General features: G+C 63.3%; 13 protein-coding genes, 3 tRNA genes and 1 pseudogene. 4 read left to right on the top strand and 13 right to left on the bottom strand.

Annotation, left to right across the window (positions count from 1 at the left end):
* The first annotated feature begins 28 nt into the window (after window positions 1-28).
* Window positions 29-1,033, top strand: a complete 1,005-nt coding sequence (locus DBR12_RS07655) for an endonuclease/exonuclease/phosphatase family protein (RefSeq protein ID WP_233244343.1) — start codon at window positions 29-31, stop codon at window positions 1,031-1,033.
* A gap of 156 nt (window positions 1,034-1,189) precedes the next feature.
* Window positions 1,190-3,079 (top strand): M14 family metallopeptidase, encoded by a 1,890-nt coding sequence (locus tag DBR12_RS07650; RefSeq protein WP_108616701.1) that lies wholly within the window; start codon window positions 1,190-1,192, stop codon window positions 3,077-3,079.
* Window positions 3,080-3,436: 357 nt separating this feature from the next.
* On the opposite strand, the gene DBR12_RS07645 is transcribed toward DBR12_RS07650, so the two are convergent.
* Window positions 3,437-3,679 (bottom strand): hypothetical protein, encoded by a 243-nt coding sequence (locus DBR12_RS07645; RefSeq protein ID WP_108616700.1) that lies wholly within the window; start codon window positions 3,677-3,679, stop codon window positions 3,437-3,439.
* 430 nt (window positions 3,680-4,109) lie between these two features.
* Between DBR12_RS07645 and DBR12_RS07640 the strand changes: the two genes are divergently transcribed.
* Window positions 4,110-4,186, top strand: a tRNA-Arg gene (locus DBR12_RS07640).
* 270 nt (window positions 4,187-4,456) lie between these two features.
* Window positions 4,457-4,786: pseudogene (locus DBR12_RS07630) on the top strand (transposase); the annotation flags it as partial.
* Window positions 4,787-5,070: 284 nt separating this feature from the next.
* On the opposite strand, the gene DBR12_RS07625 reads toward DBR12_RS07630, so the two are convergent.
* The 12 genes from DBR12_RS07625 to DBR12_RS07570 form a co-directional block, all read right to left on the bottom strand.
* Window positions 5,071-5,274 (bottom strand): hypothetical protein, encoded by a 204-nt coding sequence (locus DBR12_RS07625; protein WP_108616698.1) that lies wholly within the window; start codon window positions 5,272-5,274, stop codon window positions 5,071-5,073.
* A gap of 171 nt (window positions 5,275-5,445) precedes the next feature.
* A tRNA-His gene (locus tag DBR12_RS07620) sits at window positions 5,446-5,521 on the bottom strand.
* A 49-nt stretch (window positions 5,522-5,570) separates the two neighbouring features.
* Complete coding sequence (locus DBR12_RS07615; protein ID WP_108616697.1) at window positions 5,571-7,499, bottom strand: SurA N-terminal domain-containing protein; 1,929 nt, start codon at window positions 7,497-7,499, stop codon at window positions 5,571-5,573.
* A gap of 59 nt (window positions 7,500-7,558) precedes the next feature.
* A tRNA-Val gene (locus DBR12_RS07610) sits at window positions 7,559-7,634 on the bottom strand.
* Window positions 7,635-7,650: 16 nt separating this feature from the next.
* Window positions 7,651-7,923: an HU family DNA-binding protein gene (locus DBR12_RS07605; RefSeq protein ID WP_008906675.1), complete on the bottom strand. Its 273-nt coding sequence runs from the start codon at window positions 7,921-7,923 to the stop codon at window positions 7,651-7,653.
* A 301-nt stretch (window positions 7,924-8,224) separates the two neighbouring features.
* On the bottom strand, window positions 8,225-9,319 hold the full coding sequence (locus DBR12_RS07600; protein WP_108616696.1) for a tartrate dehydrogenase: 1,095 nt from the start codon (window positions 9,317-9,319) through the stop codon (window positions 8,225-8,227).
* Window positions 9,320-9,388: 69 nt separating this feature from the next.
* Complete coding sequence (gene pgsA, locus DBR12_RS07595) at window positions 9,389-9,955, bottom strand: CDP-diacylglycerol--glycerol-3-phosphate 3-phosphatidyltransferase (protein WP_094287748.1); 567 nt, start codon at window positions 9,953-9,955, stop codon at window positions 9,389-9,391.
* Window positions 9,956-9,999: 44 nt separating this feature from the next.
* Window positions 10,000-12,015 carry an excinuclease ABC subunit UvrC gene (uvrC, locus tag DBR12_RS07590; protein ID WP_108616707.1) on the bottom strand — a complete coding sequence of 672 codons (2,016 nt, stop codon included), beginning with the start codon at window positions 12,013-12,015 and terminating at the stop codon, window positions 10,000-10,002.
* A gap of 117 nt (window positions 12,016-12,132) precedes the next feature.
* Window positions 12,133-13,113 (bottom strand): tripartite tricarboxylate transporter substrate binding protein, encoded by a 981-nt coding sequence (locus DBR12_RS07585; RefSeq protein WP_108616706.1) that lies wholly within the window; start codon window positions 13,111-13,113, stop codon window positions 12,133-12,135.
* Window positions 13,114-13,190: 77 nt separating this feature from the next.
* Complete coding sequence (locus tag DBR12_RS07580; RefSeq protein WP_108616695.1) at window positions 13,191-14,171, bottom strand: tripartite tricarboxylate transporter substrate binding protein; 981 nt, start codon at window positions 14,169-14,171, stop codon at window positions 13,191-13,193.
* Between the two features lie 54 nt (window positions 14,172-14,225).
* Entirely contained in the window at window positions 14,226-15,218 is a 993-nt protein-coding gene (locus DBR12_RS07575; RefSeq protein ID WP_108616694.1) for a hydroxymethylglutaryl-CoA lyase, read from the bottom strand.
* Window positions 15,215-16,373: CaiB/BaiF CoA-transferase family protein (locus DBR12_RS07570; RefSeq protein ID WP_108616705.1), on the bottom strand; the 1,159-nt coding region annotated here is incomplete at its 5' end. The genes DBR12_RS07570 and DBR12_RS07575, both read right to left, overlap by 4 nt.

Genomic DNA, 16,373 nt, shown 5'->3' with positions numbered 1-16,373 from the left:
GTTCAACACATTGCAGGTGGCCACCCTGATGGTGGCCACCTGCAATGTGTTGAACCTGGCCAACCCCGGGCGCATGTTCTACGAAAACCAGGACCCTTACAGCGCCGCAGAGTTCGAGCGCAAGCTCACCTGGCTGGGGGAGCGACTGCGCATGCTCAACGCCGATGTGCTGGCGGTGCAGGAGGTCTGGGACGAAGCCGCCTTCAAGGGCGCCCTGGGCCGCAGCGGCCTGCGCTACGACTTTGTGGCCGTCCCAGGTGCCGAGAACGACGCCGAGCGCCATGGTGCGCAAGGCACACCCCGCGTGGGCATTGCCACGCGGCTCAAGGTGGAGGCCCTGCAGTCATTTCCCGACTTTCCCCCGGGCTTCCAGGTGGAGGTGCCCGGCCTGGGGCCGCACACCCGCTTCGAGCGCCCGCCCCTGGTCGCCACGCTGCGCATGAAACATGGTCAGACCCTCAATGTGCTGACCGCACACCTCAAATCCAAACGCCCCAAGTTCCTGCAGGATGCACAGGGCAACCCCATCGTGGACCGCGACGACCACAAGGTGGTGGCGCTGGCCTCGCTGCGCTCGCTGGTCATGCGGGGCGCCGAAGCCATGGCACTGCGCTGCCTGATCATCGACCTGCTACACCGCACCAGCATTCCGCTGGTGGTGCTGGGCGACTTCAACGACACGCCCGACAGCGTGACCACGCAACTCATCTGCGCCACCACCGAGATCGCCTACGACCGGTCGGCCAGGGATGTCGCCCTGTTCAACGCCTACGACCTCCAGGGCGAAGCCGCGCTGAAAAAAGACGTGGCGTATTCGCACATCCACCAGGGCTCCCCCTCCGTGCTCGACCAGATCCTGGTGAGCGAAGAGTTCATGGCCTCCGGGCGCAACAGCGTGGGCGACGTGCGCCGGGTGGACTACTTCAACGACCACCTGCACGAAGGTCGCGACCGCACCCGGTCCGACCACGGGTTTGTGCGTGCGCTGCTGCGTCTCAAGATGCCGCCCGCGACACCACAGTCACCACCGTAGCCATCGCCACAAGACCATTCGGCCTGAAGCGCAGGCCCATCGCTGTGTCAACCCGCGCATTGCAACGGGATGTACGCCGATAGAACCGGGCACAACTGCGCAGGTAACATCCACGGCACAGACGCCCCCAGCGAGGCATCCACTGGCAGAACACCCATGACCATGCACCCATCTCTTCGCCGCACGCCCCACGCAAGGACAGACACCGCCCGCCCCGTCACGGCTTCTTTGCGGGCCATGCGCTGGGCAACCTCAGCCACCCTCGCTGCCCTGCTGCTGACGGCCTGTGGCAGCACACCGCTGCCCCCTTGGCCCACCACACCGGCCGCCCAGCGGCCCACCGCGCCAGCCCCGCTGCCGCGCGCGCAACAGGGTACGGTGGTGCCTGCGCCGCTGGGCCAGCAGCAACTGCCACCGCAGCAGCCGCCACAGCGCGCAGCCGTGGTGTCCACCCCCCTGCCCCCGACTGCGCCACTGGTGGTGCAGAACGAAGGCCCCATGGCACCGCCTTACAGCGCTGCCGTGGCCGCACGTTTCCCCAACCCGCCAATTTCCTACAACACTCCGGGGTTGGGGCAGGATCGCCGGGCCTTCACCACCAATGCCGAGCTGGGCCAATGGCTGCGGTCCTTGTCGGATGCAGTCCCCCGTGGCGCCACCCGCAGCAAGCTGCTCAACATCGGCATCTCGCAGCGCGGTGAGCCCATCCTGGGGCTGCTGCTCACCCGTGCAGCAGGCACAGACCCAGCCAGCCTGGACAACAGCGGCCGCCCCACCGTGGTGCTGATCGGCCAGCAGCATGGTGACGAGCCCGCAGGCAGCGAAGCCTTGCTGGTCATCAGCAGTGAACTGGCCCAGGGGCTGCTGGAGCCCCTGCTGGACCGCATCAATGTGGTGGTGGTGCCCCGCGCCAACCCCGATGGCGCCGAGGTGGGCACCCGCGTCACGGCCAACGGCACGGACATGAACCGCGACCACCTGCTGCTCAACACCCCCGAGGCCCGCGCACTGGCCCGGGTCATCAATGACTACCGTCCCATCCTGGTGGTAGATGCCCACGAATACACCGTGGTGGGCCGATACCTGCAGAAGTTCAACGCCGTCCAGCGCTACGACGCCCTGCTGCAATACACCACCACGGCCAATTACCCCGAGTTTCTGACCAAGGCCTCGCAAGAGTGGTACCACCAGCCCATGGTGGCCGCGCTCAAGGCCCAGGGCATCACCAGCGACTGGTACTACACCACCTCGACCAACCTCGAGGACAAGCGCATCTCCATGGGCGGCACGCAGCCCGACACGGGGCGTAACGTCCATGGTCTCAAAAACACCGTCAGCCTGCTCATCGAAACACGCGGCGTGGGCATTGGCCGCATGCACATCCAGCGCCGTGTGCATTCGCAGGTCACCGCCATCTCCAGCGCCCTGCGCAGCACGGCCGAGCGGGCCGCCAACCTCGAACAGGTGCGCTCTTTTGTCGCCCGGGACGTGAGCGCCCAGGCCTGCCGCGATCAGGTGGTGGTCGAGGCTGCAGCCACACCCACCCAGCGGGACCTGGACTTCCTCGACCCGGACACCGGTGCAGACCGCAGCATCCGCGTGGACTGGAACTCGTCGCTTACCCTGCGCGCCACCAAGTCGCGCGCGCGCCCCTGCGGGTACTGGCTGGCAGCAGGCTCCACAGCAGCGGTTGAGCGCCTGCGGCTGCTGGGCCTGCAGGTGATGCGCGTGGCCGAACCCGGCGCCATGCTGGCCGAAACCTACAGGGAAACCGCGCGTGAAACCGGGGACCGCCAGGACGTGATTGGCACCATTGCTGGTGGCACCGGCATCGTGCGTGTCCAGGTATCCACCGTGCGCAGCGCCGTGGATGCCCCAGCGGGCAGCTTCTACGTCCCGCTGAACCAGCCCCGCGCCAACCTGGCCGTGGCCGCACTGGAGCCAGACACCCAGAACAGCTACTTTGCCAACCGGATGATCGAAGACCTGGGCCAGATGGCCCGTGTCATGGCAACACCCGCCTTGGTATTTGAAGAAACCGAGTAAGTTAGATACCGCGCCCCGACCAAGGGGCCTGGCGCCATCTATCACTGTGGCAGCAGAGCAAACCGCCTGTGTTGAGAGGGCCTACGGCGACCGGAACCTGCAGGCGGCCCTTGGCTGCGAAGGATTTTTTTGATGGCTGACACGGCCAGCCTGCTTTCGGCAAAGCTGCCAACAGTGTGCGAACCTCTTCAGAACAGGCGCAGGCGTGCTCGGCTACCCCGGAAACAGGCGACAACACGGAGCAGCTATCAAATACATAGCAAAAATTCCTTTATGGTCGCGCGCAAAGCACTTTTTTTACTTGAATTTCACGGGCCCATGCAAAGGCGCAAGGCCAGTGGAGAGCACCCGGCGCGCCTAAGACCGCTCCAGCGCACGGTGCGGCGTCAGCCGGGCGAGTGCATCCTCGGCTAAAAACACCACGGCGCCATCGCACACCTTCACCCGCCTGCGCGCCTCATCCTCGCAATGGCTGCGCACCAACATCTGGACAGCCGGCTTCAGCGTGGTCGGCGTGGTCGGCGTGGTCGGCGTGGTCGGCGTGGTCGGCGTGGCAATGGTCTGTCCCGCATTGAGAGCGTCGGGCATGTCAATCACCATGCATGACTGCAGGGGCGATGTGCGCCCGAATCAACCCATCTGAATTCACCACACCGCCAAACGCAGCCGCAGTGCCTTAAACCGCAGCGACTCCACCAGCTCGCGGTTCTGCTCCGCAACCACAAGAGAAATGTCACCAGAGTCGGCAGACGCAGGGGGGTTGCCAGAAAACCCAGCGCCAATGCAAAGCCAAACGCTGCGACGATGGCGTGGACAAGGGAAACGCTGTGCGGCGTACGGAGGTGTGCTGGAGTGAAAAGCGCCTCGTGAACACTCGCGCGGCCTCGGTATTCCCTCATCTACCTCTGCGCTGCAGAATCAGAGGGTTTCTTGCAGGAGGGAGCCGCCATGGCGGGTATGATCCAGCCTCTGCACCACCGCAGTGGCGGATATTCCGCCCAGCCAGTAGGCGTCACCGCCGAAAGCCTTTCTGCCCGTAGCTCAACTGGATAGAGCAATAGCCTTCTAAGCTATAGGTCGGGGGTTCGAGTCCCTCCGGGCAGGCCAAAGCAGCATTTCAGACAGTCTCAAAACCTCTCAGAACCCGCATGTTTCCTAGCATCGCGGGTTTTTTTGTTGTCTCAGGCCATTTCACTGCGTACCATGACATACCAACAAAAAATTGGTACTTCTGCCGGTATCTCTGCATACCAACTCAGCAGATACCAACAACAGGGGCACGCATGGCACTTACAGACACCTTTGTGAAGAACGTCAAGCCTGCAGGCTCTGCCACAGGCGAGAAGCACGCGGATGGGCAGGGCCTGTACCGCCACCGACCTGTCCAGCTTCGATTCAGGTAGACAGTTCGCTGCATGGTTGGGGCTTACGCCCCGACAGACTGGCACCGGCGGCAAGACCTGGCAGTTGGGGATTTCCAAACGCGGTGACCCTTATGTGAGGACCATGTTGATGCACGGCGCTCGCGCCGTCATTGCCAGAAGTCAGCGAAGCGGCTGGATCGAGCGGCTACTACTGCGCCGCCCCTACAGCGTAGTGGTCGCGGCGCTGGCCAACAAGCTGGCCCGAATAGTCTGGGCAGTCCTGGTCAAAGGCAAAGCCTTTGACCAGGTGAAATGGAATCCGGTCGACCTCGCCGCAGCCTGAGACCACTACGATGAACTGAGAACACCAAACGCCAAGAAACCGTTTTGAAGGAGAGCCCGCAAGAAGCTTGTGTGATGGGTCAACAGGTCAAACCGGTGTGGGGGTAATCCGATAGGGATACAGGGCATCAAGCCCAATATGCAGACAGGAGCCTCACCCGCGAATGCCATCAGGACCAGCAGGACGATCACCCTGCGCCGACAGGCCGAATGTAAGACTGCAACCCTTCAGACCTTTACGCCGCCGAATCTTGCTCCTCTGGAGACGTCCATGTAAGGACATCCCTAGCGGTTGGGTTGCGGCACGGCGGCGTAGTTCATCGCAATGGCCTGCACAACAGCGCCAATCAAGGCTGAATCTCCCGCACTCTGTGGCAGCACTTCTTTCACGATCTTGATGGCGTATTCCAATTGCTCTTTGGCGAGGGCAGCAGACATAGCATTGCCACGCTTCTCACTGGGCGATGCATCGCGGACTACAAGATTCATCTGAAACTCCCAAAGCAGTTAAACAAGCAGTATGCGCTGCAGTCTTCTTGTAACACGGCCACTGCAGCAACTAAGTGGGAGTGGCAGGTCACAATACCCGGAGTCGAGGCCTAAAAACCACTTAAGAAAGCAAAAAGCACTGCAACGTTTCCGTTGCAGTGCTTTGCATTTTGGGGTGGCTGATGGGGCTCGAACCCACGACAACAGGAATCACAATCCTGGACTCTACCAACTGAGCTACAGCCACCGTAGCTTTGTATTATAGCCTGGGTTTTTACACCCCAAGACTAAGTTACTTAATTTTCTGCAGTGACCTGGGCCGCAGCGTCTGGACGCGGGGCCTTGATCTGCACCTTGAAACGCTGCTTGAGCAATTCGTAGTAGGCCATGCCTTCTGCGGTCGTCAGCCACTGCTCGTACTGCTGGCGCTCTTGCTGGGCACGCTGCGCATCAGGCGCCTGGCGGGGCACCACGCGATTGACCTTGACCACCACGTAACCAGCGGCTCCCAGATCCACGCCAGTCCAGCCGGGAAGGGCATCGGCAGGTGTACGCAAGGCGGCGTCAATCACCGGGCGAGGCTGGTTCTGGGGCTGTTCACGCGATACTTCCGTGGCGGCAGACAGGCCCGTGGCCGAGGCCGGTGCTGCCTTCCAGGCGGCCAGCTTGGCCTCGCCTTCCTTGCGCGCCAGTTCGGCCGACTTCTCCGCCACATAGAGGGTGCGCACGCGGGCTCGCACTTCATCCAGCGGCAAGGTGCGTGCCGGGGTGTAGGTCGTCACGCGGCCTGCAGCCATCTGGCTGGGGCCCACTTCGATGGCCTCGGTGTTGCGCTTGTTCTGCACGGAGTCCGATACAAACAGTGCCTCCAGGAACTTGGCATTGGCCAGGGGGCCCTTGGCACCCGGCGCAGGGGTGCGAGTGACCCCCGTGGCCGTCTGCACCTTGAGCTTGAGCTTGTCGGCCACCGGCTGCAGGCTGTCCGCCTGCTCGTACACACCGTTGGTGAAGGACTCGGCCACTTCAGCGAACTTGCGCTGGGCCTGCTGCTGCTTGAGTTCGGCTTCCATCGACGGACGCAGTTCCTCGAACGAGGGCTGGCGGGGCGTCTTGATGTCGGTCAACTGGATGATGTGGAAGCCGAAATCGCTCTCCACCACATCGCTGATCTCGCCCTTCTTCAGTGCAAAGGCCGCATCTTCGAAAGGCTTGACCATGGCGCCACGGGCGAAGAAGTTGAGGTCCCCACCGACCACGGCCGAGCCCTTGTCGTCGGAGGATTTTTTTGCCACGTCCGCAAAACTCGCCGGCGCCTTGCGCACCTGGGCGAGCAGCTCGACGGCCCGGGCCTTGGCCTTCTCGCGGTCAGCAGCCGGTGCATCCTTGGCTGCATTGACGAGGATATGGCTTGCACGGCGCTCTTCCTTGGCCGTCATCCGCGCCACGTTTTCCTTGTAGTAGGTGCGCAGGTCGTCTTCGCTCAGGGAGATGGTGGCGCGCACGCTGTCGAGGTCCAGCACCACGTACTCCACAGCCGCCTGCTCCAGTTGCTGGAACTGAGCGGGATGGGCTTTGTAATAGGCTTCGAGGTCCGCATCCGTAGGCGTGACCTTGCTCGCAAAATCGGATGCATTGAAACGCGCCACCTGGATGTCGCGCCGCTCGTACAAGGCGTTCAGGGCCAGCTTGACCTGTGCATCTGAACCAAAAGCCGAGCCCATCACCCCCCCCATGACCTGGTTGATGGAGATGTCGCGGCGCACATTGGCCTCGAAACCTGCAGGCGTGAGGCCCTGGCCCGCCACCAGGGCGCGGTAGGCTTCGGCATCGAGGGTTCCATCAGCGCGCTTGAGCCCGGCGATCGCAGGGATCTCTTGCAGGCTGCGTGCCAGGCGTGCATCGCTGGTGACCAGGTGCATTTTTTGCGCGGCAGCAGCCAGCACGCGATCACGCACAAGGCGCTCGAGCGTCGCATAGCGTGCGCTGGGCGAATCCAGCAACTTGGGATCGACCGTAGGAGACTGCGCGCGAATACGATCTGTCTCCACGCGATGGGCATTGTCCCAGTCTGTCTGCTTGATGTTATCTCCATCGACACGCGCCACCACAGGGCTCTTCTCAGAGAAGTAGTTGCTGTCAATACCTACCAGCACAAACGAAGGAATGATCAGCAAGAACAAGAAGATCATCACGATCCTGGAGTGCTTGCGGATGGATTCAAACATGGTCGATCTTTCAGAGGCAAAAAACAAAAGGCGAACTTGCGTTCGCCTTTGTTCGGTGATGGTGGGTCCTGACGGTCTCGAACCGCCGACCTACTCCGTGTAAAGGAGCCGCTCTACCAACTGAGCTAAGGACCCCACCTAAACTTGATCCTCAGTTCAAGGCGTCTTTCAATGCCTTGCCAGGACGGAACTTTGGAACTTTAGCAGCTTTGATTTTAATCGTAGCGCCAGTACGGGGATTGCGACCCGTGCGGGCAGCGCGCTTGCCCACCGCAAAGGTACCAAAACCGACGAGCGAAACCGTGCCGCCCTTCTTGAGAGTCTTCTTGACAGCCTCGATCGTGGATTCCAGAGCACGCGCAGCAGCGGCCTTGGAGATGTCGGCGTTGGTAGCGATGTGCTCGATCAGTTCGGTTTTGTTCACAAGAAGCCTCTCGGAAAAGAGTTGATGGAATGTCTCGCGGATATCTGGTCTTCACACGTCTGACGACACAGCCAAGGGCTGATGGGGAACAGGCGGGGGAATGACTGGCATACACAGCAGTGGCTGCTGCATCAGATTAAAGCCATCGAGTTTCAGAGTGTCAATACAGCACGCTGATTTGACGCAGCGTTGCGGTGAATTCTAGTCGTATTTCGCGCAACGACAGGGCTTGCAGGGCCGTTTTGTCTCAAACATGCCGTATGGGCAGCATCCCGTATTGACACCCCAATTGCGGCACCACTCAAACGGCTGACAGCGCCTCAGCAATGGCCTTGCCTACGTCCTGCGTGCGGGACTTGCCGCCCAGATCAGGGGTGCGCGGTCCGCCACTTTGGGGGTCCAGCACCGCCTCGATCGCGGCAAGCACCGCATCATGCGCGGCACGGTAACCCAAGAAATCAAGCATCATCGCTCCACACCAGATCTGGCCAATCGGATTAGCAACGCCCTGCCCCGCAATGTCGGGGGCCGAGCCATGCACGGGCTCGAACAGCGATGGCATGGTGCGCGTGGGGTTGAGGTTGGCACTGGGCGCAATGCCGATGGTGCCGGTGCAGGCCGGACCCAGGTCCGAGAGGATGTCGCCGAACAGATTGCTGGCCACCACCACGTCAAAGAAGTCTGGTCGCTGCACGAAGTGGGCTGTGAGGATGTCGATGTGGAACTTGTCCACCTTCACATCCGGATACGACTTGGCCATCTCGGCCACGCGCTCGTCCCAGTAAGGCATGGTGATGGCGATGCCGTTGGACTTGGTGGCGCTGGTCAGGTGCTTCTTGGGCCGCGACTGGGCCAGGTCAAAGGCGAACTTCAGCACACGGTCCACGCCGTGGCGGGACATCACCGTCTCCTGCATCACGATCTCGCGCGGCGTGCCTTCGTACATGCGGCCGCCGATGCTGGAGTATTCGCCCTCGGTATTCTCGCGCACGATCAGCATGTCGATCTCGCCGGGCAGACGCGGGCTGCCATCGCGGCGCACCACGGGCGCGACAACGCCAGGCATGAGGCGCGCGGGACGGAGGTTGATGTACTGGTCGAACTCGCGGCGGAACAGCAGCAACGAACCCCAGAGCGAGACATGGTCGGCAATCTTCTCGGGCCAGCCAACTGCGCCGAAGTAGATAGCTTCATGACCGCCGATCTGCTCCTTCCAGTTGTCGGGCAGCATCTTGCCGTGCTTCTCGTAGTAGTCCCAGCTCGAAAAGTCGAAATGGTCGAACTGCAGGTCGATGCTGAACTTGCGCGCGGCCACGTCGAGCACGCGCAAGCCCTCTGGCATGACCTCTTTGCCAATGCCGTCACCCGCCACTACGGCAATGCGATGTTTTGCCACGTGAATGCTCCTGAAAATATAGCAGCCAACTCTCACGCAACGCGCGCAGGCAGCCGATAAGCTTTGGAATTACTTGACGCGAGCCCGGATTTCGGGGAGCGCCTTCTGCAGGTAATACACCATGGACCAGACCGTGAGCACGGCCGATGCCCAGATGAGCCAGGTGCCCCACACGCCCGTGTCGATCAAGCCAAACAGGCGCCCGTCGTACAGCAGGAAAGGGATGGCCAGCATCTGCACCGTGGTCTTTACTTTGCCGATCATGTGAACAGCCACGCTCTTGCTCGCACCGATCTGCGCCATCCACTCGCGCAGGGCCGAGATCGCGATCTCGCGGCCAATGATGATGAGGGCCACAAACACATCGGCGCGCTGCAGGTGCACCAGCACCAGCAGCGATGCACACACCAAAAACTTATCGGCCACTGGGTCCAGGAAGGCGCCGAAGGATGAGGTCTGGTTGAGCTTGCGGGCCAGGTAGCCGTCCAGCCAGTCCGTGGCGGCGAACACCACAAACATCACGGTGGCAATCAGGTTGCGCGTGGCCGGTTCGAGCGGTGCATAGAACACCCCCACGATCAAAGGTATCGCGACGATGCGCGTCCAGGTCATCAAGGTGGGGATAGTCCAGAACATGGCGGCGATTGTGTCACGGCGCAACCTCAGAACTGCAGAGGGGCTTATCTAAGGGCCTTGTAAATTTCTTCTGCCAGCTCGCGCGAGATCCCATCCACGGTGGCCAAATCTTCCACACTCGCGGACGCCACTCCACGCACCCCGCCAAACCGCTGCAGCAAACGCGCACGCTTTTTGGGGCCCACCCCTGCGATTTCTTCGAGCTGCCCGCCCCCCACACGCACCTTGGCGCGCGCAGCCCGCATGCCGGTGATGGCAAAGCGGTGGGCCTCGTCGCGGATCTGCGCCACCAGCATGAGCGCAGCCGAGTCCTTGCCCAGGTAGACCTTCTCCCGCCCGTCGGCAAACACCAGCTCCTCCAGCCCCACCTTGCGGCCTTCGCCTTTTTCCACGCCCACGATGCGGGTCAGGTCCAGCCCCAGCGCAGTGAACACCTCGCGTGCCACGCCCACCTGGCCCTTGCCGCCGTCAATGAGCACCAGGTCGGGCAAACACGCCTGGCCCTTGGGCCGGGCGGCAGCTTGCGCCTCGGGCGACTTGGCGTAGTCGATACCGCCCTCCTCGCGCTGCGCCTCCACCACCTTGCTGTAGCGGCGCGTGAGCACCTGGCGCATGGCGGCATAGTCGTCGCCGCCCGTAATGCCTTCGATCTTGTAACGGCGGTACTCGCTGCTCTGCATCTTGTGGTGGTGGAACACCACACACGATGCCTGCGTGGACTCGCCCGCGGTGTGCGAGATGTCGAAACACTCGATGGTGAGTTGGTCCAGGTCTTCAGGCGGCAGATCGAGCGCTTCGGCCAGCGCCCGCGTGCGGGCCTGTTGCGAGCCCTCCTCGGCCAGCAGGCGCGCCAGCTGCAGGTCGGCGTTCTTTTGCGCCATGTCCAGCCAGGCACGGCGCTGCTCGCGCGGCTGGTGGATGGCATGCACGCGAAGGCCACTTTGTTCGGTCAGTGCGTCGAGCAGGGCTTTGTCCACCGGCACGCTGGTCACCAGCAGCGGGGGCACAGGCACGCCGATGTAGTGCTGGGCGATGAAGGCTTCAAGCACCAGCACCTCCACGGGCCGGGCAGGCTGCACAGGCGCGGCGTTTTCCCCTTCAATGACCTCTACAGCGTCTATGCCCTCGTCCTCCTCTTGCGCATACACCGCTGCAGCGTCTTCCACATGCACCGGGAAGTAGGGCCTGTCCCCCAGGTGCCGCCCCCCGCGCACCATGGCAAGGTTCACGCAGGCGCGGCCGCCTTGCACGCGCACGGCCAGGATGTCCACATCCTTGTCATCCACTGTCTCGATGGACTGCTGGTGCAGCACCCGAGACAGCGCCTGGATCTGGTTGCGCACTTCGGCGGCCTGCTCAAATTCCAGCTTGTCCGAATGCGCCATCATGCGCACCTCCAGCGCCTGCAGCAGCTCCTGCGTTTCGCCGCGCAGCAGCGCCTCGGCATGCTGCACGTCGGCGGCATAGGCCTCGGGCGAGATCAGGTCCACGCAGGGGCCGGTGCAGCGCTTGATCTGGAACAGCAGGCAGGGCCGCGTGCGGTTGGCAAACACCGTGTCTTCGCAGGTGCGCAGCCGGAACACCTTTTGCAGCAGCTGGATGGTTTCCTTCACCGCCCAGGCGCTGGGGTACGGGCCGAAGTAGCGGTGTTTTTTATCCACCGCGCCCCGGTAGTAAGCCATGCGCGGAAACACCTGCCCCGGCGCATCGCCCCGCGTGTGGGCGCCCTGAGTGCCGGTGATCTTGAGGTAGGGGTAGCTCTTGTCGTCGCGAAACAAGATGTTGAACTTGGGGTTCAGCGTCTTGATGAGGTTGTTTTCCAGCAGCAGCGCCTCGGCCTCGGAGCGCACTACCGTGGTCTCCATGCGCACGATCTTGCTGACCATGTGGCCGATGCGCGTTCCGCCATGGTTCTTCTGAAAGTAGCTGGACACCCGGCGCTTGAGGTTCAGCGCCTTGCCCACATACAGCAGCGCATCCTGCGCGTCGAAATAGCGGTACACGCCCGGCAGCGCGGGCAGCGCAGCCACTTGGGCCAGGAGTTCTTCGGAATGGGACATGGCGCGTATTGTGGCCTTGCGCACGCCAGGGTCCATTCACTATGAAATAAATAGCTGCTAACGATTATCCAGCGCGCGGAAGCAGGCTTTTTAATCCAATTTCCTGAAGCCTCCAGGTCACTCCGCCTCAATCTTGGACGTTTTCACCACCTGTGCCCAGTTGGCCAAATCCGCCTTCACCTTGTCACCCAGCTGCGCCGGGGTCTGGTAGTCGGCCGTGGCGCCCTGCTCCTGCGCCTTTTGCTGAAAGGCCGCGCCCTGCACCACGGTGCGGATGTGGGCAGTGAGTTTGTCCACCACCGCCTTGGGCACGGCAGCCGGGGCAAACACGGCAAACCACGAGGTGGCATCGACCTTGGGGTAGCCCGCCTCGGCCGTGGTGGGCACGTCGGGCAGGCTGGGCAGGCGCTGTTTGCCCGTCACGGCCAGCACGCGCAGCTTTCCGCTGGCGATGTGGGGCATGAAAGGTGGCGCGGTGCCAAAGGTCAGGTCCACCTGGCCGCCCAGCAGGTCCTGCAGCGCGGGGCCTGTGCCCTTGTAGGGCACGTGGACCATCTTGATGCCACCCTGCTGCTCCAGCATGGCACCGGTCACGTGCTGCAGCGAGCCGTTGCCCGACGAGGCGTAGTTGAGCTTGCCGGGGTTGGCCTTTGCGTATGCGATCAGCTCGGGCAGCGTTTTTACCGGCAGGTCGGCTCGCACCACGATGATCTGCGGGGCCGAGATGACATTGGCCACGGGCTGGAAGTCGCTCTGCTCCCACTGCTTTTGCTTGGTGATGTGGGGCGAGATGACGTGGTAGCCCGAGTACTGCATCAGCAGCGTGTAGCCATCGGCCTCGGCCCGCTTGACGGCGCTGGCAGCAATGTTGCCATTGCCCCCGCCCTTGTTGTCTGCGATGACCGACTGGCCCAGCACTGGCGCCAGGGCCTGCGCGAGCATGCGGGCCGACAGGTCTGTGGTGCCGCCTGCGGCGGTGGGCACCACCAGGGTCACGGTTTTGGACGGGTAGGCGCCCTGCGCTGCGGCGTGGCCGATAAAGCCGGTGGCCAGTGCAGCGATAGCCAGGGTGGTGAACTGTTTGCGGGTGGTTTTCATGAAAGCGATGTCTCCGTTGTCGTTGTTGTCAAAAATCTGAAAAGCGTGGGACCGTTGGGAGCCAAGAAAAAACACGGTCAATCGACCGTGGCGCCCGTCTCTTTGACCACGCGGCTCCACTTGGGCAGGTCGGACTGCACCAGCGCTGCCAGCTGCGCCGCCGTGCCCTTGAAGGGCTCGCAGCCCACGGTGGCGAGTTTCTCGACCACATCCTTGTGCTCCAGCGCACGCGCCACTTCGGCCTGCAACTGCGCCACGATGGGCGCGGGTGTGCCCGCAGGGGCAAACAGCGCATACCAGGGCGCCTGGCCAAAGCCCTTGATCGTCTCGCCAATGGTGGGGGCGTCCGGCAAGGCCGCCACGCGCTTTTCGTTGACCACGCCCAGCACCTTGAGCTTGCCCGCCTTGATGAACGCAATCGCTGACGGAAGGCTTTGCACCGACAGCGGCACCTGCCCGCCCACCACGTCGGTGGCTGCAGCCGCCGAGCCCTTATAGGGGATGTGCTGCAGCTGGATGCCTGCGGCCTTTTGCAGCATTTCGCCAATCAGATGGTTCAGCGTGCCGTTGCCCGCTGAGGCAATCGAATACTTGCCGGGGCTGGCTTTGGCCAATGCGACCAGATCGGCCACTGTGTTGGCGGGGAAGGACGGGTGCGCCACCAGCACATAGCCCGCCGTGGCCACGGGCGCCACGGGTGCAAAGTCCTTGACCGGATCAAAGCCGGGGTTCTTGTACAGCGCAGGGCCGATCACATGGGCGCTGTCTGCTGTGAGCAGCAGCGTGTAGCCATCGTTGCGCGCACGGGCCGTGGTTCCCGTGGCCAGGGTGCCGCCTGCACCAGGGCGGTTTTCCACAATCACGCTTTGGCCCAATTGCTCGCCGAGCTTTTGCGCCACCACGCGCGCAATGGCGTCGTTGGCACCGCCCGCGGCCTGGGGCACGACCACGGTGATGGGCTTGGAGGGGTACTTGTCCTGCGCACTCGCCGACAGTGCGGCAGAGCACAACAGGGCGGCGGCAAAGAGGCGGCGGGACAGCGTGGCTTGCAATGTCATGGCTTTTGTCTCCTGGTGTTATGGATTCATGGGTAAATGCAGGCTCGCCCGCACTCAGCGGGACAAGGCCCTTTCGCGGATCGCCTCGAAATCCGCTGGCACCGGGTGCAGCGCCAGGCGCGGACCTGCCTTGACGATCTGGCTCGGAATGTCGTGGCCGATCAACGCAGGCAGTTGCTGCGCCGCCGCCACAAGTTGCACCAGGTCCACGCCCGTGTCATAGCCCATCAGCGCCAGCGCATGCACGATCTCTTCGCTGCACACATTGCCACTGGCGCCGGGTGCATACGGGCAGCCGCCCAGGCCGCCGAGCGAGGCGTCAAACCGGTCTGCCCCCGCGCCGATGGCGGCCAGCACATTGGCCAGCCCCATGCCGCGCGTGTTGTGAAAATGCAGGGTGAACTCGACGCCCAGCCAGCGCGCGCGGGCCGCCGACGTGAGTTGGTGCACCTGCGTGGGGTAGGCCATGCCCGTGGTGTCACATAGCGTGATGCCGCGCACGCCCAGGTCCACAAAACGCTGCACCCAGGCGAACACATCGGCTTGGGGTACGTCGCCTTCCATGGGGCAGCCGAACACGCAAGACAACGACACATTCACCGCCACCTTGGCGCCTTGCGCCAGAGCCACCACCTGGGCCAGCGCCTGGAACGACTGCTCCAGCGTCATGCGCAGGTTCGCCAGGTTATGCGTGGCACTCACCGACATGACGAGGTTCAGCTCGTCCGTGCGCGACTCGATGGCGCGCTCGGCCCCGCGCAGGTTGGGCACGAGCGCGGTGTAGACCGTGCCGGGGCGGCGCGTGATCTCGCGCATCACGATCTCGGCGTCTTTCAGCGCAGGGATGGCGGTGGGCGATGTGAACGAAGTCACTTCGATCTTGGAAAGCCCCGCTGCCGACAGCGCATTGCACAGCGCGATCTTGTCGTCTGTGGGCACAAAGGCCTTTTCCATCTGCAGGCCGTCGCGCAGGCCGACTTCCTGCATGTGGATGCGGCGGTCCGCGCCCAGCCACACGGTGCTGGTGCTGGTGCTGGATGCGCTCATTGAATCACCCCTTTGCTGCGCAGCAGCGCAATCTGCTCGGCCGTGAGGCCTGCCTCAGCCAGCACTGCATCCGTGTCGTCGCCCAGATGAGGCGCGCTGCTGCGAATAGTGCCCGGCGTGGCAGAGAGCTTGGGCACAATGCCAGGCACTTCCACGCTGTACCCATCGCGCGTCTGCTGCGTCAAAAGCATGTTGCGGGCGCGGTAGTGCGGGTCTTCGGCAATGTCTTTGGCCGTGTAGACCTTGCCCGCAGGCACACGGGCGGCGCCCAGGGTCTCCATCACCTGCTGCACCGATCGGGCCGCCGTCCAGGCGCCAATGGCAGCGTCGATTTCGTCCACCCGCGCCACGCGGCCGGTATTGCTGCCCAGGTCAGGGGCTTCGGCCAGGTCTTGGCGGCCAATGGCCGCCATCAGCCGCTTGAAGATGCTGTCGCCATTGCCCGCCACCAGCACCCAGCCATCCTGGCACGGGTAGGCATTGCTGGGCGCAATGCCCGGCAGCGCACTGCCTGCGGCTTCGCGCACCGCGCCAAAGGCGCTGTATTCGGGGATCAGGCTTTCCATGACATTGAACACCGCCTCGTGCAACGCCACATCAATCACCTGGCCCTGCCCGCCGTTGACCTTGCGGTGGTACAGCGCAGTGAGTACGCCGATGGTGCCGTGCAGTGCCGCCAGCGTGTCGCCGATGGACACCCCCACACGCACCGGCACGCGGCCTGGCTCCGCCGTCAGGTGGCGCAGCCCGCCCATGGCCTCGCCAATCACACCAAAACCCGGCAGGTCGCGGTAGGGCCCGGTCTGGCCATAGCCCGAGATGCGCAGGATCACCAGGCCGGGGTTGAGCGCGTGCAGCTGCTCAGGCGACATGCCCCAGCCTTCGAGCGTGCCGGGGCGGAAGTTTTCAACCAGCACATCGGCCTCGGTGATCAGGCGGCGCGCAACGTCTTGCGCCTCCTTTTGCCGCAGGTCCAGCGCCACCGAACGCTTGTTGCGCGACTGCACCTGCCACCAGACGGAAGTACCTTCCTTGATGAGGCGCCAGTTGCGCAGCGGGTCGCCGGTCTCGGGTGCCTCGATCTTGATCACGTCGGCGCCAAACTCGCCCAGCGTCTTGCCACAAAACGGCCCGGCAATGAGCTGGCCCATTTCA

It is taken from the genome of Acidovorax sp. HMWF029 (assembly GCF_003060895.1).
In the GTDB taxonomy this organism is placed as follows: domain Bacteria; phylum Pseudomonadota; class Gammaproteobacteria; order Burkholderiales; family Burkholderiaceae_C; genus Acidovorax.
This window is presented reverse-complemented; position numbering and strand designations above follow the sequence as displayed.